Below are 18,376 nucleotides of genomic sequence, written 5' to 3' on the forward strand. Positions count from 1 at the left end.
ATTCTGTTTGATGGATGGCCGGGTCAAGCCCGGCCATGACGAGATGAGATAACGCGACGAGCGAAGCCTGCTTACGCCGCCTTGGCGAGCGTGGCCTTGGTCTCGGCGAAGGCCCAGTCGATCCACTGGGTCAGCAGCGCGACATCGCTGGCCTCGACGGTGGCGCCGCACCAGATGCGCAGGCCGGCGGGCGCATCGCGGTAGTAGGCGAAGTCGTAGCCCGCGCCTTCCTTCTCGACCAGCGCCACCAGCTTCTTGGAGAAGTCGGCCTGCGCGTCCTCGGAGAGCGAGGTGATCGCGGGATCGGTGAACTTCAGGCACACCGAAGTGTTGGAGCGGATCGCGGCGTCCTTGGCGAGGAAGTCGATCCAGGGCGTCTTCGCCTTCCAGTCGGCGAGCACCCTGGTGTTGGCGTCGGCGCGCGCGATCAGCGCCTTGAGGCCACCGATCGACTTGGCCCAGTTCAGCGCGTCGAGATAATCCTCGACGCAGAGCATCGACGGCGTGTTGATGGTCTCGCCGACGAAAATGCCTTCGTTGATCTTGCCGCCCTTGGTCATGCGGAAAATCTTCGGCAGCGGCCAGGCCGGCTTGTAGGTTTCGAGCCGCTCCACGGCGCGGGGCGACAGGATCAGCATGCCGTGCGCGGCTTCGCCGCCGAGCGCCTTCTGCCAGGAGAAGGTGACGACGTCGAGCTTGGCCCAGTCGAGCGGTTGCGCGAACGCGGCCGAGGTGGCGTCGCAGATGGTCAGGCCTTCGCGAGTGGCGCTGATCCAGTCGGCGTTAGGCACGCGCACGCCCGAGGTGGTGCCGTTCCAGGTGAAGACGACGTCGGACTTCGGATCGACCTTGGAGAGGTCGGGGATCTCACCGTAAGCCGCGTTGAGCTTGGTGACGTCCTTGAGCTTCAATTCCTTGACGATGTCGCTGACCCAGCCCTCGCCGAAGGATTCCCAGGCGAGCGTGGTGACGGGCCGCGCCCCCAGCATCGACCACAGCGCCATCTCGACAGCGCCGGTATCGGAGGCCGGCACGATGCCGATGCGATAATCGGCGGGCACTTCGAGCACCTCGCGCGTCAAATCGATCGCGAGCTTGAGCTTGGTCTTGCCGACCTTCGCGCGATGCGAACGGCCGAGCGCTGCGTCCTTGAGATTTTGGGCATTCCATCCGGGGCGCTTGGCGCAGGGACCGGAGGAAAAATGCGGCACGTTCGGCCGCGAAGCGGGCTTCGCTACAGTCATCGTCTACCCTTCCAGATAGTAAGCCTCCCGTTGGGGGGAGGTGTCCCGCCGCGGCAGATACGGGAATCGGGAAGACCAGTCAAGGAAGTTCCGGAGCCTCACGCGCGAGTGATGGCGCCTCCGGTGCGATTTTGGGGGATTCGACCACGGCCAGCGCGTTCAGCAAGTCCGTGGCATCGTTGATCAATTGCGCGGCGCGGCGGCGGCTGCCTACTTTCAAAATGCATTTGTCATTGGCCTGCACGACGTAGTCGTTGCCGACCTTGATCATCGAATAGCTTGTCATCGAAATCCCCGAACCGATCGAGCCCGGTTTCAGACGCTCGCGTAGCACCGTTCGTTCCTGGTTCCATGTGAACGTCGAACGGGTAGTTTATCAGCTCTTAACATGAACGTATGCGCGATCCGATTTCGCTGATCGCGCAAGGCTCATGGCGCGCTGCGTCAAAAGCGGACAGTCATGCCGACGTGACTCGCGGTGAACCCAAGCCGCTTGTAGAAGCGCTGCGCATCTGTTCGCGTCTGATGTGTGAGCAGTTCGACCAGATTGCAGCCGCGCGCTTTCGCTTCCGTCACCGCCCATTGCACCAATTGCTCGCCGATGCCGCGGCTGCGGCAATCGGAAGCAACGCGGACGTCTTCGAGCAGACCCCGCCGGCCGCCTTGCGAGCTGAGACCCGGCAGGATCGCGAGCTGCAGGCAGCCGACCACCCTGCCCTCGCTCTCCGCAACCACGAGCTGGATATTTTGATCGCGCTCGACCCGCGCGAATGCCTCGTAATAGGACGCAGGCAACGGGTCTTCTACGCGCTCGCGTGCGCGCCCGAGATGATCGTCGGCGAGCATCGCCACGATCGCAGCAACGTCCTCGCGGCGCGCGGGACGAATGGAGACGGATTCGGCGTTCATGAAGTTACTCCTGCCTCAGCGCGCCTTAGCGCACCTTGGGAAGCCCGAGAAAGGTCTCAGCTTCGGCGATCCAGCGGCGGACGGCGGCAAAGCGGCCGAGATCGAAGCCGCCTTCATGCGCAACGCGGGTATAGGCGAGCAGTGACACCTCGGCGAGCGAGACGGCATCGCCGGCGAGGAAACGGCTGCCGGCGAGATGCTGCTCCATGCGGTCAAGCGCCGCATAGCCGCGCTTGACCTTTTCAGGATCGAGCTCGGAGGCGTCCTTGCCGAGATAGACGAGCTGGAAGCGGCACACCGCGATGTAGGGCTCGTGGCTGTATTGTTCCCAGAACAGCCATTCGTCCATCTTGGCGGCGGTGAAAGCATCGCGCGGAATGAGCACGCTGTCGCGCGCGAGATAGCGGATGATGGCATTGGATTGCGCCAGCGTGCGGCCGTCGTCGAAAGCGACGGTGGGCACCTGGCCGGCACCATTCATCTCGAGGAATTGCGCCGTGCGGCTTTCGCCCTTGCGAGTGTCGATCTCGACCCACTGGTAGGCAGCGCGAGCTTGTCGCAGACCCACTTCACCTTCAGACAATTGCCGGAATTGGTATCGCCGTAGATCCGCATCGCTGCCCCCCGCGCATTCGGCGACAGAGCATCAGGACGGAGGCGGCCTGTCAATCGGCGCCGCGCGCCGGCGCGTCAGAACTTGTAGCCGAGACCGGCGCGAACGGTGTTGATGCTGGATTCGACGTCCGAAGCCACGCGCTGGAATTCATATTCAGCACGGAAAAACAGCCCGCCGACGAGCATGGCGTCGAAGCCAATACCGGCGGAATATCCATAGACCAGCTTGCTCTTGCTTGCGAACGCCGTCGCAGGCCGCACCGACGAAGGAAACGCCGAAGCGTACCGCTCGACGGTCTGGCTGCCAACTCCACCGCCGATGAACGCGTAGGGCAGGAAACATCCCCAGGCATAGCCGGCGCGCGCGCGCAGCGATCCAAAGTCCGACACGCCGACGACTGCAGATGTCGTCGTGGTGGCAATCACAGCATTGACGTTATCGAATGTTTGTCCTGTCGAGCTCGTGGTCGACTTGAAGCCGCCGTGAATATAGTTCGCCTCGATTCCAAGCACCACGTCGTCCCATTGACCGTTGTATCCGGCAAACAGGCCATAGCCGCCATTGCTGCTGTGCGCGGCCGCGAGCGGCTGCCAGTTGTAGGCCGGGCCGGGCGTCACGAAGGTGGACTGGATGTCGCTGTTGATAGTGGACGATACCTTCGACGTGACGGTGCCGTAATCGCCTTGGCCGCCGATGTAGTAGCCCTGCCAGTTGACGTTGGACGTGCTCAGGCCCTCGGTGAAGCTGCCGCGCAGAATCGGCAGATCCGGCATGTCGGCCGCGTTCGCGGCAGAGACCATCCCCAACATCGCCGTCGCCAACAAAAGCCTACGCATCGAACGCTCCATCGAACTCGAACTTTCGCTCGTGATCATGGCTCGTTAACCTTAACCAATGGTTGCGTCGGGGGCTTTCGTCGCGGTGCAGCCATGAAAAATACGCAAAGCAAAACGGCGCGGGATGGTCCCGCGCCGTTAAGAAGTCCTAACCGATGAGGCTGTCGATCAGCCCTTGGTGACGAGCGGCGGCATGTAGGCCGGCGGGCTGTTGAGATCCCAGCGCACGCCGAGCTTGACGTCGTGCGAGGTGAGCTCCTTGATCTTGATCGTTGACGGACCCGAGGCGCTGTTGTCGAACAAGCGATAGTTGCCGGGCGCCGCGTCGCCGAGGTTCATGTAGCTGTAGGCCAGTTCGACGGTGAACCCGGGATTGACCTTGTAGGCGAGACCGGCGTGGGCGGCCCAGGCGAGGTTCCACTTTCCGTTGTCGGCGAAGTAAGCGACGCTGTTGTTGAGCCCCGGGCTGTACGACACGCCGTCGTCGCGGAAGCCGCTGATCTTGTTGTAGGAGCCGCCGACACCGGCGCCGATGAACGGGGTGATGCACCACCAGGTGCCGAGATCGACATAGGCATTCGCCATGACGACCCACTCGGATTTGCTGCCGCTGTAATTGTTGACGCCGACGAAGCCGGGTCCAATGACGTTGTCGCTGCCGTGCAGATTGGCCCTGCCCCGGTACTGGCCGATCACGTCGCCACGGAACCAGTTGTTGAAGCGGTAGCCGACGCCGAGATCGAACAGCGTCGCCGAATCGAAGCCGAGTCCCTCCGTCGCCTTCGTAAACCCAGGCGCTACGGCGCCCTCGATGCTCTTGGCGCGCTGGTTGGTCATGCCGACGTCGCCGCGCAGATACCAGCCGCCGAAGTCGGCGGGCGGAGCCGGGGGCGCGTACATCGGAGGGGGCGCCGCGATCGGCATGTCGGCGGCGAACGCCATCGAGGAGATCAGGGTTGCCGCACCCGCGGCAAGGAGAGACTTAACGCTACGCATTGGCTTCGTCCTTTTGGCCGGTGAGGCAATACGGCGCCTCACGTTCTGGAAACTCACGGCCCGGACGATGCCAGCAAATGTTTAAGCGCCACTTAACCCTAATTTTTAAGGTTGATTTTTTCTAACCGCATACGCGCATGCGGGGCGAGCGTTGCAAAAATGCAGCGCAAATGCGACGCCGTCGCCGCATGTCCTAACGATGTATGAAGCCGCGCTGCAGCAAGACAGGATATGTTAACGCGCGTGCCGCGGTAGCTTGGGCAGGAACACCGCAAGCAGGCCGATCGCCGGCAGATAGGCGCAGACCTGGTAGACGAATTCGATCGAGGTGTGGTCGGCAAGCTTGCCGAGCACGGCGGCGCCAAGGCCGCCGATGCCGAACGCGACACCGAAGAACACGCCGGAGATCATGCCGAAGCGATGCGGAACCAACTCCTGCGCGAACACGATGATCGACGACGTCGTCGAGGAGATGATCAGGCCGATGATCACGGACAGCACCGCGCTCGCATAGAGCCCGGCATATGGCAGCGCCAGCGTGAACGGCAGCGCCCCCAGGATCGAGATCCAGATCACGATCTTGCGGCCGAAGCGATCGCCCAGGGGACCACCGAGAAAAGCCCCGACCGCATTCGCCGCGAGGAAAATGAAGAGATACATCTGCGCGGCTTGCGTCGACACGCCGAACCGGTCGATCAGATAGAAGATGTAGTAGCTCGACAGGCTCGAGACGTAGAGCTGTTTCGAGAACAGCAGCGCGACCAGCACGAGGAGCGCGACGACGACGCGACGCGAGCTCGGCGCGTCGGGATGGGCTTGAGCCACCGCGGTCTTCTTCGCCTTGATCTGCGGTTCGTACCAGCAGCCGATGCGCCAGAGGATGAGGATCGCGAGGAAGGCGATCGAGGAGAACCAGGCGATGCTGCCCTGCCCGAAGGGCACGACGATGAGCGCGGCCAGCACCGGTCCCATCGAGGTGCCAAAACTGCCGCCGAGCTGGAATACCGACTGCGCAAAGCCGTAGCGGCCGCCGGAGGCCAGCCGCGCGATGCGCGCCGACTCCGGATGAAACACCGCCGAGCCGAGACCGACGAGCGCGGCGGCAACGAGGATAACGAGATATTGGTGGGCGGCACTGAGCAGCAACAGACCGAAGAAGGTCGAGGCCATGCCGATCGACAGCGAATAAGGCTGCGCCTTCTTGTCGGTGTAGTGGCCGACCACCGGCTGGAGCAGCGAGGCCGTGAACTGGAAGGCCAGCGTGATCATGCCGATCTGCGCGAAGTCGAGCGCGTAGGTGTCCTTCAGGATCGGATACACCGAGGCGATCAGCGACTGCATGGTGTCGTTGAGGAAGTGCGAGAAGCTGATGCCGGCCAGCACGACATAGGCCGGCCCCGCGGCCTTGGCTGCTTGTGCCACGTCGCTGACGATGACGGGTTCGGTCAGCGCTTCCTCTGAGACGACGACAGGCTTGTTCACTGGAGCATCCCGGCGGGCGCGGCAGATTGCCGCGACAAGCTCATTACGATGCAGGGAGTGGTGGAACCACCGCCAATCGCAAATGGCTGCGATGCATCTCTTACCTCTCCGCGAGTCCGGAATCGTAGGGTGGGCAAAGGCGCACTTGCGCCGTGCCCACCATCGACCGACAGCGCACAGAAGCGGTGGGCACGCTTCGCTTTGCCCACCCTACGATACTGTGGTCGAGGAAGAGCTTACGCCGCGGCCTGCCCGAGCGCCGAGACGATGGTATCGACGACGTCCTCGACCAGGATGCGATCCTCGCCCTCGCCCATGACGCGGATCACCGGCTCGGTGCCGGAGGAGCGGATCAGCAGGCGGCCGTGGCCGTTGAGCCGCTGCTCGCCGTCGGAGATCGCCGATTTGACGTCGGAATTGTCGAGCGGCTTGCCGCCCTTGTGACGAACGTTCTTCAGGATCTGCGGCAGCGGATCGAAGCGGTGGCAGACTTCCGACACCGGGCGGCGCAGCTTCTGCACCACGGCAAGCACCTGCAACGCGGCAACGAAGCCGTCGCCGGTGGTGGCGTAGTCGGACAGGATGATGTGGCCGGACTGCTCGCCGCCGAGATTGTAGCCGCCGTTCAGCATCTGCTCGAGCACGTAGCGATCGCCGACCGGCGTGCGCACGAGATCGAGGCCCTGCGCATTGAGGAAGCGCTCGAGCCCGAGGTTCGACATTACGGTGGCGACGATGCCCGATCGCGACAGCCGGCCGTCTTCCTTCCAGCTCTGCGCGATCACCGCGAGCAGCTGGTCGCCGTCGACGATGTGACCGCGCTCGTCGACCAGGATGACGCGATCGGCGTCACCGTCGAGCGCGATGCCGATGTCGGCGCGCATCTCGCGGACCTTCTTCGACAGCGCTTCCGGCGAGGTGGAGCCGCATTCCTTGTTGATGTTGAAGCCGTCGGGCTCGACCCCGATCGGAATCACGTCGGCGCCCAGCTCCCACAGCGCTTCCGGCACCACCTTGTAGGCGGCGCCATTGGCGCAATCGACCACGACGCGCAAGCCGTCGAGCGACAGATCGCGCGGCAGCGTGCGCTTGGCGAATTCGATGTAGCGGTCATGCACGCCGTCGATGCGGCGGGCGCGGCCGAGACTGGCGCTCTGGGCGAGACGCTTGTCGATGGGCTCGTCGAGCAGCTGCTCGATCTGCTTCTCGACGTCGTCGGAGAGCTTGAAGCCCTGCGGGCCGAACAACTTGATGCCGTTGTCCTCGAACAGATTGTGCGAGGCGGAGATCATCACGCCGAGATCGGCGCGCATCGACTTGGTCAGCATCGCGACCGCCGGCGTCGGCATCGGGCCGACCAGCAGCACGTCCATGCCGACCGAGGTGAAGCCCGCCACCATGGCGTATTCGATCATGTAGCCGGACAGGCGGGTATCCTTGCCGATCACGACCCTGTGGCGGTGGTCACCGCGCTGAAACGCCAGGCCTGCGGCCTGGCCGACCTTGAGCGCGAGCTCCGGCGTGATCAGTCCGTTGGCGCGGCCCCGGATCCCGTCCGTCCCGAAATATTTGCGGCTCATATCGTCCCCCACGCGACAACCAGGGATCCCCAATACAACCTGCGGGTGCCCTGGCGGGACCCGCATTCCTGATTTGCTGAGGTCTTATAAAGCCATCGCGGCTAACTTGGCTTCAAAAAATATGATGAATCATTACGGAACCGGGCAGGCCCCGGCGCTGATAACGTCTTGTTAACATTATATTTCCAGCGAGGACGCCGGAACAGGGCGGAACTCGCGCCTAGTTCGAGCGCTTCACATGGCCGTCCCCGCGGCTCGGCGCCGGCTGGGTGACATTGACGGGATCGGAGCCCGGAAAGGTCTCTTCCAGACCTTCCTCCAGCGCTTCCTCGAGATCATGCTTCTCCTTGATCTCCTCCGGCGTCGGTCCGGTGTGCGGCCTGGTCATGGCGCCCTCCTCTCCACAAAGGATTTGCAAACGATTTGGCTGTGCATCCAACCATGCTAGATGACCCCTCGATCTTCCGATGCAAGACTCATCCGCTACTTCCGATGCAGACTCTTCCGATACAAGACGGGCCGGGGAAACGTTCATGAAGCACATCACCTGTATCGACGATCTTCGCACACTGCATCAGCGCCGCGTGCCGAAGGCGTTCTTCGATTATTGCGACCGCGGCTCCTACGCCGAGGAAACGCTGCGCGCCAACCGCGACGACATGCAGGCGATCAAGTTCCGCCAGCGCATTCTGGTCGACGTCTCCAAGCGCGACACTGCGACCACGATCCTCGGCGAGCCCTCGACCATGCCGCTGATGCTCGCGCCGGTGGGCCTGCTCGGCATGCAGCATGGCGACGGCGAGATCCATGCCTGCCGCGCCGCGCAAGCCGCCGGTATCCCGTTCACGCAGTCGACGATGTCGATCTGCTCGATCGAGGACATCGCGGCCAGTGTCGAGAAGCCGTTCTGGTTCCAGCTCTACGTGATGAAGGACCGCGGCTTCATCAAGGAATTGATCCAGCGCGCGATCGCGGCGAAATGCTCCGCGCTGGTGCTGACCGTCGATCTCCAGGTGATCGGCCAGCGCCACCAGGACATCAAGAACGGCATGACGGTCCCGCCGGAATGGTCGCTCTCGAAGCTATTGGATTTCGCCAGCAAGCCCGCCTGGGTCTCCGGCGTGCTGCAAGGCAAGCGCCGCACCTTCGGTAACATCGCCGGCCATGTGAAGAACACCGGGGACCTCAATCGCCTCGCGGAGTGGACGGCGTCGCAATTCGATACGTCCCTGAACTGGAAGGACGTCGAGTGGGTCCGCAGCATCTGGCCGGGCAAGCTGATCATCAAGGGCATTCTGGACGTCGAGGACGCCGAGGAAGCCGCCAAGACCGGCGCGCAGGCGCTCGTCGTATCGAACCATGGCGGCCGTCAGCTCGACGGCGCGCCGTCATCGATCGAGGTGCTGCCCGAGATCGCCGAGGCGGTCGGTGACAGGATGGAGATCATGTTCGACGGCGGCATTCGTTCCGGCCAGGACGTGATGCGCGCGCTCGCGCTCGGCGCAAAGTCCTGCATGATCGGCCGCGCCTACGCCTATGGCCTCGGCGCCGGCGGCCAGGCGGGCGTCGCCAAGGCGATCGACATCATCCAGAAGGAGTTGCTCACCACCATGGGCCTGTGCGGCGTCAACAGGATCGACGAGATCGACGAGCACATCATCGCGATGTGACCGCAGCGGTGTGGCAAAAAGCAACCGCTTCAAACTCAGCCGTCGTCCCGGCGAAGGCCGGGACCCATAGCCACAGCGAGTAGTTTGGCGAAGATTGGTAGTTATTCAACCTTCGCGCGGTACTGAGACCTGCGCCCAACGATAGATCACGCGGTATGGGTCCCGGCCTCAGCCGGGACGACACTGAAGATGCCGCCGCAGCAGCACCCTTACATCGGCGGCGTCACTCCGTCGCGGCCGACGTTGACCCGGTTGGCTTCCAGCGAACCATCGTCCTTCTTCACCGCACCGAAAATGATCAGCTTGGCGCCGGGCTTGAGCTCGGATTTGTCGCTGGCCACGAAGGTGACGATCGGCGTGTCCGGGGGCACCACGACTTTCTTCTCACCGTCCTTGTACTTGACCGTGATGTTCTGGCCGTCGGTGCCCTTCACCGTCTGCGCCACGGTGGCATTGGTCATGGTCGAGTTGGCGCGCGCATCCCAGGGACGAAAACCTTCGGCCGCGCCGCGCTGGTTTTCAGGGAAGATGTGCACCGCGATCGCCTTCTGGGTGCCGTCGGGCTCGGGCATTCCGGTGACGCCGATATAGGAGCCGTCCTTGATCTCCGACAACGACGTCTTCACCACCGCGAAGACCGCGACGTTGTCGGTCATGCGCACCTTCACGTCGCTGCCTTCGCGGGTCTTGATGCCGAGCGTGTTGCCGTCGACGCTCTCGATGGTGCCGCGGATGCGGACCGTCGGCGTCTGCTGCGCCAGGGCGGATGACGTGACGATGCAGGCGGCGAATGCAGCCACGCCAACGCGTGATATCCAGCTTCTCTTCGACATGTTGTTGTGCTCCATTTACATCGGCGGCGTCAGGCCGTCGCGGCCGACGCTGACGCGGTTGGTTTCGAACGAGCCGTCCGGCAGCTGCTTCATGAAGGCGATCACCTTGGCGCCGGCCTTCAGATCGGATTTGTCGCCGGGCACGAAGGTCACCACCGGGGTATTGTCGGCGACGAACACCTTCTTCTCGCCGTCCTTGTACTTGACCAGCAGCGTATGGCCGTCATTGCCGACCACGCTCTCCGACACGGTCGCATTGGTCATGCTGGAGTTGGGCTTGAGGTCATAGGGGCGCGAGCCCTCGCCGGTGCCGCGCATGCTCTCCGGAAACACGTGGACCTCGACCGCGTTCGCGCCGCCGTCCGGTCCCGGCACGGTGGTGGCGCCGACGAAGGAGCCGGGCTTGATGTCGGCAAGTGAAATCCTGGTAATGCCCGACACGTTCACGTCGGAGGCGATGTGCAGCTTGACGTCCTCGCCGCTGCGCGCCTTGACCTGCATCGTGTCACCATTGACGCTTTCGATCGTGCCGCGCACGCGCGTCGGCACCGGCGCCCTTTGCGCAAGTGCCGAAAGGGTCGAGACGGCCACCATCGCGACGGCGATGAGCGGACGTGTGAAAGTTGCACGTTGAACAGACATGATGGTCTCCGATTGCGCCCTATTGTCCCTACGGACATAGAACTCCGGAGGTTACGCGCTATTCTCTCAAGTCTTTGTGAGATCGGCCTCGACCAGCGCGCGCAGCTCGGCCGTGACCTGCGGCCGCTGGCCGAACCACAGCTCGAAGCCGCGGATCGCCTGATGCAGCAGCATGCCAAGCCCGTCGGCGGTTTTCAGCCCGCGCGCCTGTGCGGCCGCGAGCAGCGGCGTCACCAGCGGGACATAGACGAGATCGGCGACCACGGCGCCATCGGCCAGGCGCGCCACGTCAAGGTCGAGTGAAGGCTGGCCGTCCATGCCGAGCGAGGTCGTGTTCACGAGAAGGTTTGCACGCGGCAGAATGTCGTGGATGCTGTCCCACGCAACAGGATGCACGTTCGGCCCGAACTGCCTTGCAAGCATCTCGGCCCGGGCGATGGTGCGATTGGCGAGATGGACGCAGCTGATGCCGCGTTCGAGCAACCCGAACACGATGGCGCGCGAGGAGCCGCCGGCACCCAGCACCAGCGCCTCTTCGGCTGCGTCCCAGCCGGGCGCGCTGGCATCGAGATTGCCGATAAAGCCCTCGACGTCGGTGTTGGTCGAGTGCAGCTCGCCGTCCGCAAACCACAGCGTGTTGGCCGCACCGACCGCCCGCGCGCGGGCATCGGGCGTCGAGAGCTCAAGCACGCCCTCCTTGTGCGGGATGGTGACGTTGGCGCCGACGAAGCCGCGCAGCGACAGCCGCAGCACGAAATCGCGCAGATTATCGGGTGGAACCGCCTCGATGACATAGCCGCCCTCGATATCGAGCGTGCGCAGCCAATAACGATGGATCAGCGGCGAGCGCGAATGCGCGGCCGGCCATCCGATCAGACAGGCTGCGGGAGCCTTGGTCACGGTCGTCCTCCCCTGGGGTCGTTTCGGAGGCGATCCATTTCGCGTCCCGCAAGCCCTGTCAAGCGCACGGGCCGTCTCGGGAGAGGCTCGACGTCAGGTCGTGCCCGCCTCACCGGCCGCGGGCTGCGCCGCGCCACCCTTGATGTCGGCGACCGCACGCGCGATGGTCTCGCGATAGCGGGCGCGTGGCGGCGTGACGCCATGGGTGAGCAGCGCGCGGCGCACCGCAGGCGACGCCCCCGTGATGAACAGCCGGATGCCTTGGCGGTGGGCCTTGGCGGCGACGCGGCCGAGCACGTTGGCCGCGGTCGAATCCAAAAACGGCACCGCGGCGAAATCGACCACGAATCCCTTGCGCTTGTCGGCGATGCCGTCGAGCACGCTGCCGATCGCCGAGGCCGCGCCGAAGAAGAACGCGCCGGTGATGCGATAGACCAGCACGTCGCGATCGACCGCGAGCGCGGGGTCGTAAGGCACGCGCTCGCCATTTTCGTCGTCGGGACGATCGGCGGCCACCATCGGCGAACGTTCCTCGATGCCGGTCATTTCCGCCATACGATGGATGAACAGCACCGCGCCGAGCGCGAAGCCGACCAGAATCCCTTCGGTCAGATCGCGGAAGATGGTGAGCAGGAAGGTTGCGAGCAGCACGACGGCATCGCCCCATGACGAGCGCAGGAGCGTCGCGAATTCGTGCTTCTCCGCCATGGTCCAGGCCACCACGACGAGCACGGCGGCGAGCGCGGCCAGCGGGATGTAGCTCGCGAGCGGCGCTGCGATCAGCATGAACAGCAGCAGGAAGACCGAATGCAGCATGCCCGCGAGCGGTCCCCGCGCGCCGGCGCGGATGTTGGTCGCGGTGCGCGCGATCAGCCCGGTGACACAGATGCCACCGAACAGCGCCGCGCCGACATTGGCGGCGCCTTGCGCCACCAGCTCGCAATTGGAGCGGTGACGGCGACCGGTCATGCCGTCGGCCACCACCGCCGACAGCAGCGATTCGATGGCGGCGAGCAGCGCGAAGGAGATCGCATCGGGCAGCACGGCGGTCGCCTTCGCGAGCGAGAATGCAGGCAAGGCCGGCGAGGGCAGTTCGCGCGGAATGCCGCCGAAGCGCGAGCCGACGGTCTCGACCGGCAGCGACAGCACGGCACATGCGACCGCCGCGAGCACGACCGCGATCAGGATGCCCGGCCAGGACGGCAGCCAACGTCGCAGGCCCGCGATGATGGCAATGCTGACGATCGCGACCGCGACGGCCGACGGATTGACGGTGTGCAGGCCGCCGGCAAGCGCGATCAGTTTCGGAACGAACTCGCTCGGCTCCTTCGCGAGGAGCGTGATCCCGCCGAGATCGCGCAGCTGGCTGGCGAAGATGATCACGGCGATGCCGGCGGTGAAGCCGACCGTCACCGGATACGGAATGAACTTGATATAGGTGCCGATCCGCAGGAAGCCCGCAGCGATCAGGAACAGGCCCGCCATCAGCGTCGCCAGGATCACGCCGTCGACCCCGTGACGGTCGGCGGTCGCCGCAACCAGCACAATGAAGGCGCCGGCAGGACCGCCGATCTGGAACCGGCTGCCGCCGAGCAGTGACGCAATGAAGCCGCCGACAACAGCGGTGTAAAGTCCGCGGTCCGGCGTCACACCCGAGGCGATCGCGATCGCCATCGACAGCGGCAGCGCGACGATCGCAACCGTGAGGCCCGCGAACACATCGGCGCGGAAATCCGACCAGCCGTAGCCCTCGCGCCATACGGTGACGAGCTTTGGCAGATAGAGTTCGGTGAAGGTCGGCCGACGAAGCTGGTGCAGCTTGCCTGCGTGTTCGCCTGTGATGCTCATTTCAGCAAAATGCTCCGCTGCCCACGACGCTCCGATGCATCGTGCGGCCGCGTATCGGGGCGCGACGGTGCGTTAGTTAAGACTGCTTCCGAGCATGATCATTTGCGGGATCACGCCCCCACCCGACGCGGCGGCCCCGGCTCCTTGAGCCGAACGCCACGTCCGCCGCCTTCGCTGCGCGCCTGTTCGCCGATCAGCTCGACGCCGGCCCGATCAAAGGCTTCGACCACCTTCATCAAGGTCTCGACCACGCCACGGACGTTGCCGGTGCTCGCCTCCATCCGCTGAATGGTCGGCAGCGATACGCCTGCAAGCTCCGCCAAGGCCCTCTGGTCAATGCCGAGCAGCGCGCGCGCTGCCCGCATCTGGAACGACGTGATCACCTTGGCCTCACGTATGAACGATTATAAGTGATGTCTGGAGCATGCACAATGATGTAAAATACATCAAATTGAGCCGAACGCAAGAGGGCCCTCGCCGCCACGTGCTCCGCGTCGCCCTCTCCCCGTACGAGCGGTGAGAGGGCGAGAGCAGTACGTGCCTCACTGCGAGAGGCAGCTCACGCCGCGTGCTGATGCGCAGCGATGATCTGGTCGGCGGCGCGCCCCGTGACTTCGGCCATGTGGTCGAACTGGCGGGTGAAGCTGCCGGCGCCTGCCGTGGCCGAACGCAGCTCGACGATCAACTCGCCGATCTCGGCTTCCGGCATCATGGCGCGGACGCAGTCCCATCCGCTCCAGCCGTCGCGGGTGTCGAAGCCGAGGATCTGGCCGCGCCGCGCCGACAGGATCGCGTTGATCTTGGCGGTGGCGTCGGTCGGGCAGACGATCTCGACCACGTGGATCGGCTCCAGCAGCACCGACTGGCATTGCGGCAGGCCTTCGTTGAGCCCGACCCGTGCCGCCGTGCGAAAGGCGAGGTCGGAGGAATCGACGCTGTGATAGGAGCCGTCGGTCAGCGTCACCTGCAAATCGGTGACCGGGAAACCGAGCGGGCCACGCGCAAGCCCGTCGACGACGCCCTCTTCCACCGCGCCGATATAGTTGCGGGGCACCGCACCGCCGACCACCTTCTCGGCGAACCTGAAGCCCTCGCCGCGCGGCAGCGGCCTGATGTCGAGCACGACATCGCCGAACTGGCCATGCCCACCGGACTGCTTCTTGTGGCGGCCGCGCTGGACGATCGGCTTGCGGATGGTTTCCTGATAGCCGATCGCGGGTGGATGCGAGGCGACCTTGACGCCGAAACGGTCGCGTAGCCGCTCGCTCGCGACGCGCAGATGCATCTCGCCCTGCCCCCACAGCACGGTGTCGTGAGTCTGCGCGTTCATCACGAAGACGAGCGAGGGATCCTCCTCGTGCAGCCGCATCAGCGCCTGGCCGAGCTTGACGTCGTCCTTGCGGTCGGTGGCCGCAACCGAGATCGCGAGCACCGGCGGAGTGGGTTCGCTGGCGGCGAGCGCTGCCGGCTGGGTCTTGCCGTTCGAGACCGTGTCGCCGGTCTTGATCGGGTCGAGCTTGGCGAGCGCCACCGTGTCGCCGGCTTCCGCCGCGGCACGCTTGGTGTCGTAGGCTCCGGTGACGGCGAGGATGCCGGAGATGCGGCTGGCTCCGCCGGAGGAGGATTGCAGGGTGGCACCGTCGTCGAGATGGCCAGCGAGCATCCGTGTCAGCGACAGCTTTCCACCGTGCTGCGAGTGCAGCGTCTTAAAGACGAAGCCGAGGGCGTCCCTGGTCTCGGGAACGCCGAGACGTTTTGCGGTCTCCGCGATACCGGGCGCCTCGTGGCGCAACGCTTTCATCAAACGCAGCACGCCGTTTTCGCGTGCGGCGGCGCCGAGCAGCACGGGGCAGATCAGCCCGTCGCGCAGTTCGCGGGCGAGATCGTCGAACACGGCATCGCGCGGTGGCGGAATGTCCTCGAGCAGCTGCTCCATCAGCGCATCGTCGTGATCGGCGAGCTTCTCCAGCATCGAGAAGCGGGCCTCCTTCTCGCGATCGAGATCACCGCCTTGAAGCGCGACCACTTCGGAGGCCTTGTGCTCGCGGTAAATGAACGCGCGCTCCAGCGCGAGATCGACGAAGCCCTCGATCAGCTCGTCCTTCCAGATCGGGATCTGGCGCAGCACAAGCGGCACGCGAGAGGCGGGCTGGAGCATCTCGAGCGTCTCGCGGATGCGCTTGTTGGCGCGGTCGATCTTATTGAGGAACAGGAAACGCGGGATCTTCAGCTCCTCCAGCTCGCGCAGGATGATCTGAAGCTGCGGCAGCTTCTTCTCGTCGGCTTCGCAGACCACGATTGCGGCATCGACCGCGGGCAGCGCGGCGCGCATGTCGTGGGCAAATTCGACGGAACCGGGACAATCGAGGAAGGTGTAGCTGTCGCCCATGAAACTCGTGGTGACGGCAGTCAGCCCGACGGTCATCTTGTGATGACGGGCCTCTGGCGTGGCGTCGCCGACGGAGGTTCCGGCATCGACGCTGCCGGCGCGAGGGATTGCGCCGGTTCGTGCCATGATCGCTTCGAGAAGTGTGGTTTTACCGCTTTGGAAAGGGCCCACCAGCGCGATGCACCGTGGACCTCGGGGACTTCTGACGTCTTGTCCCATTCGCCGCCTCCTTGGTGTGGAGCTCGGCCCATGATTGGGTCGGCAAACGCCGATGCTCTGCCCGTCCCCGAGATTTGGCAAGCATCAAACGTCGCTGCGGTGCGTCGTCGGTGAGATCAGGTCTTAACGGCCAGCTCTTAACGACCGGGGCGAAGTTCCAGGCTCTCGAGCCCGGCCGCGATGTTGAGGCCGACCTGACCCTGCACGCTGAGCGGCTGGAGCGCGATCGAATTGTTGGAGCCGCCGACCAGCACGTTGCCGCCGAGGCCGACACCAACGGAGGCGCTTCCCTGCGCACCGGCGTAGTTGCCGGCGAGGTCGCCCGGTCCAAGTCGGTTCACCGGCGCGAACACGCCCCACGCCAAAGCCGTCTCCTGGGTGATGCCGATATCCAGGCCGACCTTGCGGATGGTCGCGACGTAACGGTCGTCCGGCAAACCATCGACTCGCAGCACGCAGCCGAGATGGGTCACCGATCCCACGATGAAGCCCACGCTGGCGCCGCCGCGGCATTCGAGCACGCCCACCTGCACCATCCGCGATTGCGCGCTGGCGCCCGCAACCGAGGCAACGAGGCTCGCAACGGCAAGCCCGGCGAGGAGGAGTGAACGGCGCATGAAAATCTCCGGCGATGAATGCGATGCGAGCATGGGGCGCGGCACACGCCGCGCGATGGTCTATGCCATAACAGTTCCGGTGGCGCCAGATCGCGCAGACTTGAAAGAAAAAGGGCCCGCATTGCGCGGGCCCTTTGATGTTACTTCATGTCTGCGAGTTCAGCGCAGATTGCCGCAGAAGCGCTGGATGCGCTTGCAGGCGTCTTCGAGGTCCGAGGTCTTGGTTGCGTAGGAGATGCGGAACGCGGGTCCGAGGCCGAAGGCCGAACCCTGCACCACGGCGACGCCTTCGGTCTCGAGCAGCTCGGTCACGAACGTCTCGTCATTGTCGATCACCTTGCCCGACGGCGCGGTCTTGCCGATGGTGCCGGCGCAGGACGGATAGACGTAGAAGGCACCCTCGGGACGCGGGCACTCGATGCCCTTGGCCTGGTTGAGCATGGAGACGACGAGGTCGCGGCGCTCCTTGAAGACCTTGTTGTTGGCGGGGATGAAGTCTTGCGGACCGTTCAGCGCCTCAACCGCGGCCCATTGCGCAATCGACGACGGGTTCGAGGTCGACTGCGACTGGATCGTCGACATCGCCTTGATCAGCTGCGCCGGGCCGCCGGCATAGCCGATACGCCAGCCGGTCATGCAATAGGCCTTCGACACGCCGTTCACGGTGAGCGTGCGGTCGTAGAGTTTCGGCTCGACCTGCGCGACCGTGGTGAACTGGAAGTCGTCATAGACGAGATGCTCATACATGTCGTCGGTCATCACCCAGACGTGGGGATGCTTGACCAGCACGTCGGTGAGCGCCTTGAGCTCGGTCCTGGTGTAGGCAGCTCCCGTCGGATTCGACGGCGAGCACAGGATCACCCATTTGGTCTTCGGCGTGATCGCGCGCTCAAGCGCCTCGGCCTGGAGCTTGAAGCCGGTCGCGGCGGTGCAGACCACCGGCACCGGCTCGCCACCGGCCAGCGCCACCATCTCGGGATAGCTGACCCAGTACGGCGCGGGGATGATCACCTCGTCGCCCGGATTGATGGTTGCCATCAGCGCGTTGTAGAGCACCTGCTTGCCGCCGGTGCCGACGATGATCTGGTTCGCCTTGTAGACGACGCCGTTCTCGCGCTGAAACTTGGCGATGATGGCTTCCTTCAACTCGGGAATGCCGTCGACCGCGGTGTACTTGGTCTTGCCCGCTTCGATGGCATGGATCGCGGCCAGCTTGATGTTGGCGGGCGTGTCGAAGTCGGGCTCGCCGGCACCTAAGCCGATGACGTTGCGGCCCGCCGCTTTCAGCGCACGTGCTTTATCCGTGACCGCGATGGTCGCGGACGGCTTCACACGGTCGAGCGCAGCGGCAAGGAAGGACATTGTCATCTCCTGACAAGCGTCGTGAACCCTTTGGCTTCACGACTCCGATTGTGGGAATGAGCCACCCTAAAACGAGTGCCGTTGCACCGCAAGAAACTTCGGTCCGATCCCGCAAAAGTTTACGTGTCTGGCGCGCATCAAGCCGTGATTCCCGCAATTTTCCGCAACTTTGCCAGGCAAATCCCACATATCCGACAAGGCGTGTCCTCGGAGCAATTTGGGCGGGTTGATCG

General features: G+C 64.5%; 17 protein-coding genes and 1 pseudogene. 1 reads left to right on the forward strand and 17 read right to left on the reverse strand.

Features of this window, described 5'->3' with window-relative positions:
- Window positions 1-71: 71 nt before the first annotated feature.
- The 9 genes and pseudogenes from IVB48_RS24645 to IVB48_RS24685 all read right to left on the reverse strand — a co-directional run bounded on the left by IVB48_RS24645 (window position 72) and on the right by IVB48_RS24685 (window position 8,051).
- On the reverse strand, window positions 72-1,244 hold the full coding sequence (locus tag IVB48_RS24645; protein ID WP_247403796.1) for a phosphoserine transaminase: 1,173 nt from the start codon (window positions 1,242-1,244) through the stop codon (window positions 72-74).
- A gap of 79 nt (window positions 1,245-1,323) precedes the next feature.
- Window positions 1,324-1,515 (reverse strand): hypothetical protein, encoded by a 192-nt coding sequence (locus IVB48_RS24650; RefSeq protein WP_245286332.1) that lies wholly within the window; start codon window positions 1,513-1,515, stop codon window positions 1,324-1,326.
- Between the two features lie 173 nt (window positions 1,516-1,688).
- The gene (locus tag IVB48_RS24655; protein ID WP_027565339.1) at window positions 1,689-2,153 is read right to left on the reverse strand and encodes a GNAT family N-acetyltransferase; all 465 of its coding nucleotides are present in this window, start codon (window positions 2,151-2,153) and stop codon (window positions 1,689-1,691) included.
- A gap of 25 nt (window positions 2,154-2,178) precedes the next feature.
- Window positions 2,179-2,768: pseudogene (locus IVB48_RS24660) on the reverse strand (glutathione S-transferase family protein).
- 75 nt (window positions 2,769-2,843) lie between these two features.
- Complete coding sequence (locus IVB48_RS24665; RefSeq protein WP_247403799.1) at window positions 2,844-3,617, reverse strand: porin family protein; 774 nt, start codon at window positions 3,615-3,617, stop codon at window positions 2,844-2,846.
- Window positions 3,618-3,773: 156 nt separating this feature from the next.
- The gene (locus IVB48_RS24670) at window positions 3,774-4,601 is read right to left on the reverse strand and encodes an outer membrane beta-barrel protein (protein WP_247403801.1); all 828 of its coding nucleotides are present in this window, start codon (window positions 4,599-4,601) and stop codon (window positions 3,774-3,776) included.
- Window positions 4,602-4,835: 234 nt separating this feature from the next.
- Entirely contained in the window at window positions 4,836-6,083 is a 1,248-nt protein-coding gene (locus IVB48_RS24675; protein ID WP_247403804.1) for an MFS transporter, read from the reverse strand.
- Between the two features lie 236 nt (window positions 6,084-6,319).
- A complete protein-coding gene (glmM, locus tag IVB48_RS24680; RefSeq protein ID WP_027565344.1) occupies window positions 6,320-7,663 on the reverse strand; it encodes a phosphoglucosamine mutase in 1,344 nt (447 codons plus the stop codon).
- A gap of 220 nt (window positions 7,664-7,883) precedes the next feature.
- Entirely contained in the window at window positions 7,884-8,051 is a 168-nt protein-coding gene (locus IVB48_RS24685) for a hypothetical protein (RefSeq protein ID WP_247403807.1), read from the reverse strand.
- A gap of 145 nt (window positions 8,052-8,196) precedes the next feature.
- Here IVB48_RS24685 and IVB48_RS24690 point away from each other — a divergent pair, with 145 nt between their 5' ends.
- Window positions 8,197-9,333 (forward strand): alpha-hydroxy acid oxidase, encoded by a 1,137-nt coding sequence (locus tag IVB48_RS24690; RefSeq protein WP_027565345.1) that lies wholly within the window; start codon window positions 8,197-8,199, stop codon window positions 9,331-9,333.
- Window positions 9,334-9,542: 209 nt separating this feature from the next.
- Here the strand turns inward: IVB48_RS24690 and IVB48_RS24695 are convergent, their stop codons facing one another.
- From IVB48_RS24695 to IVB48_RS24730, 8 genes are all read right to left on the reverse strand, one after another.
- Window positions 9,543-10,166, reverse strand: a complete 624-nt coding sequence (locus IVB48_RS24695) for a hypothetical protein (protein ID WP_027565346.1) — start codon at window positions 10,164-10,166, stop codon at window positions 9,543-9,545.
- Window positions 10,167-10,181: 15 nt separating this feature from the next.
- Window positions 10,182-10,808: a hypothetical protein gene (locus IVB48_RS24700; protein WP_007596731.1), complete on the reverse strand. Its 627-nt coding sequence runs from the start codon at window positions 10,806-10,808 to the stop codon at window positions 10,182-10,184.
- A 66-nt stretch (window positions 10,809-10,874) separates the two neighbouring features.
- Window positions 10,875-11,708 carry a shikimate dehydrogenase gene (locus IVB48_RS24705; protein WP_247403810.1) on the reverse strand — a complete coding sequence of 278 codons (834 nt, stop codon included), beginning with the start codon at window positions 11,706-11,708 and terminating at the stop codon, window positions 10,875-10,877.
- Between the two features lie 93 nt (window positions 11,709-11,801).
- Window positions 11,802-13,556 (reverse strand): SulP family inorganic anion transporter, encoded by a 1,755-nt coding sequence (locus IVB48_RS24710; RefSeq protein ID WP_247403813.1) that lies wholly within the window; start codon window positions 13,554-13,556, stop codon window positions 11,802-11,804.
- Window positions 13,557-13,666: 110 nt separating this feature from the next.
- Entirely contained in the window at window positions 13,667-13,939 is a 273-nt protein-coding gene (locus IVB48_RS24715; RefSeq protein ID WP_007614761.1) for a helix-turn-helix transcriptional regulator, read from the reverse strand.
- Window positions 13,940-14,115: 176 nt separating this feature from the next.
- On the reverse strand, window positions 14,116-16,164 hold the full coding sequence (locus tag IVB48_RS24720; RefSeq protein ID WP_027565350.1) for an elongation factor G: 2,049 nt from the start codon (window positions 16,162-16,164) through the stop codon (window positions 14,116-14,118).
- Window positions 16,165-16,301: 137 nt separating this feature from the next.
- Window positions 16,302-16,781 carry a DUF992 domain-containing protein gene (locus IVB48_RS24725; RefSeq protein WP_247403817.1) on the reverse strand — a complete coding sequence of 160 codons (480 nt, stop codon included), beginning with the start codon at window positions 16,779-16,781 and terminating at the stop codon, window positions 16,302-16,304.
- A gap of 159 nt (window positions 16,782-16,940) precedes the next feature.
- The gene (locus tag IVB48_RS24730; protein ID WP_007596745.1) at window positions 16,941-18,143 is read right to left on the reverse strand and encodes a pyridoxal phosphate-dependent aminotransferase; all 1,203 of its coding nucleotides are present in this window, start codon (window positions 18,141-18,143) and stop codon (window positions 16,941-16,943) included.
- Between the last annotated feature and the right edge of the window lie 233 nt (window positions 18,144-18,376).

This window comes from Bradyrhizobium sp. 76 (genome assembly GCF_023073025.1).
In the GTDB taxonomy this organism is placed as follows: Bacteria; Pseudomonadota; Alphaproteobacteria; order Rhizobiales; family Xanthobacteraceae; genus Bradyrhizobium.

Excerpts from the sequence above, each read along its gene's own strand:
- IVB48_RS24695 (WP_027565346.1), bottom strand. The coding sequence starts at position 10,166 with ATGTCGAAGAGAAGCTGGATATCACGCGTTGGCGTGGCTGCATTCGCC.
- IVB48_RS24645 (WP_247403796.1), bottom strand. The coding sequence starts at position 1,244 with ATGACTGTAGCGAAGCCCGCTTCGCGGCCGAACGTGCCGCATTTTTCC.
- IVB48_RS24665 (WP_247403799.1), bottom strand. The coding sequence starts at position 3,617 with ATGGAGCGTTCGATGCGTAGGCTTTTGTTGGCGACGGCGATGTTGGGG.
- IVB48_RS24690 (WP_027565345.1), top strand. The coding sequence starts at position 8,197 with ATGAAGCACATCACCTGTATCGACGATCTTCGCACACTGCATCAGCGC.
- IVB48_RS24685 (WP_247403807.1), bottom strand. The coding sequence starts at position 8,051 with ATGACCAGGCCGCACACCGGACCGACGCCGGAGGAGATCAAGGAGAAG.
- IVB48_RS24700 (WP_007596731.1), bottom strand. The coding sequence starts at position 10,808 with ATGTCTGTTCAACGTGCAACTTTCACACGTCCGCTCATCGCCGTCGCG.
- IVB48_RS24650 (WP_245286332.1), bottom strand. The coding sequence starts at position 1,515 with ATGATCAAGGTCGGCAACGACTACGTCGTGCAGGCCAATGACAAATGC.
- glmM (WP_027565344.1), bottom strand. The coding sequence starts at position 7,663 with ATGAGCCGCAAATATTTCGGGACGGACGGGATCCGGGGCCGCGCCAAC.
- IVB48_RS24710 (WP_247403813.1), bottom strand. The coding sequence starts at position 13,556 with ATGAGCATCACAGGCGAACACGCAGGCAAGCTGCACCAGCTTCGTCGG.
- IVB48_RS24670 (WP_247403801.1), bottom strand. The coding sequence starts at position 4,601 with ATGCGTAGCGTTAAGTCTCTCCTTGCCGCGGGTGCGGCAACCCTGATC.
- IVB48_RS24655 (WP_027565339.1), bottom strand. The coding sequence starts at position 2,153 with ATGAACGCCGAATCCGTCTCCATTCGTCCCGCGCGCCGCGAGGACGTT.
- IVB48_RS24725 (WP_247403817.1), bottom strand. The coding sequence starts at position 16,781 with ATGCGCCGTTCACTCCTCCTCGCCGGGCTTGCCGTTGCGAGCCTCGTT.
- IVB48_RS24730 (WP_007596745.1), bottom strand. The coding sequence starts at position 18,143 with ATGTCCTTCCTTGCCGCTGCGCTCGACCGTGTGAAGCCGTCCGCGACC.
- IVB48_RS24720 (WP_027565350.1), bottom strand. The coding sequence starts at position 16,164 with ATGGGACAAGACGTCAGAAGTCCCCGAGGTCCACGGTGCATCGCGCTG.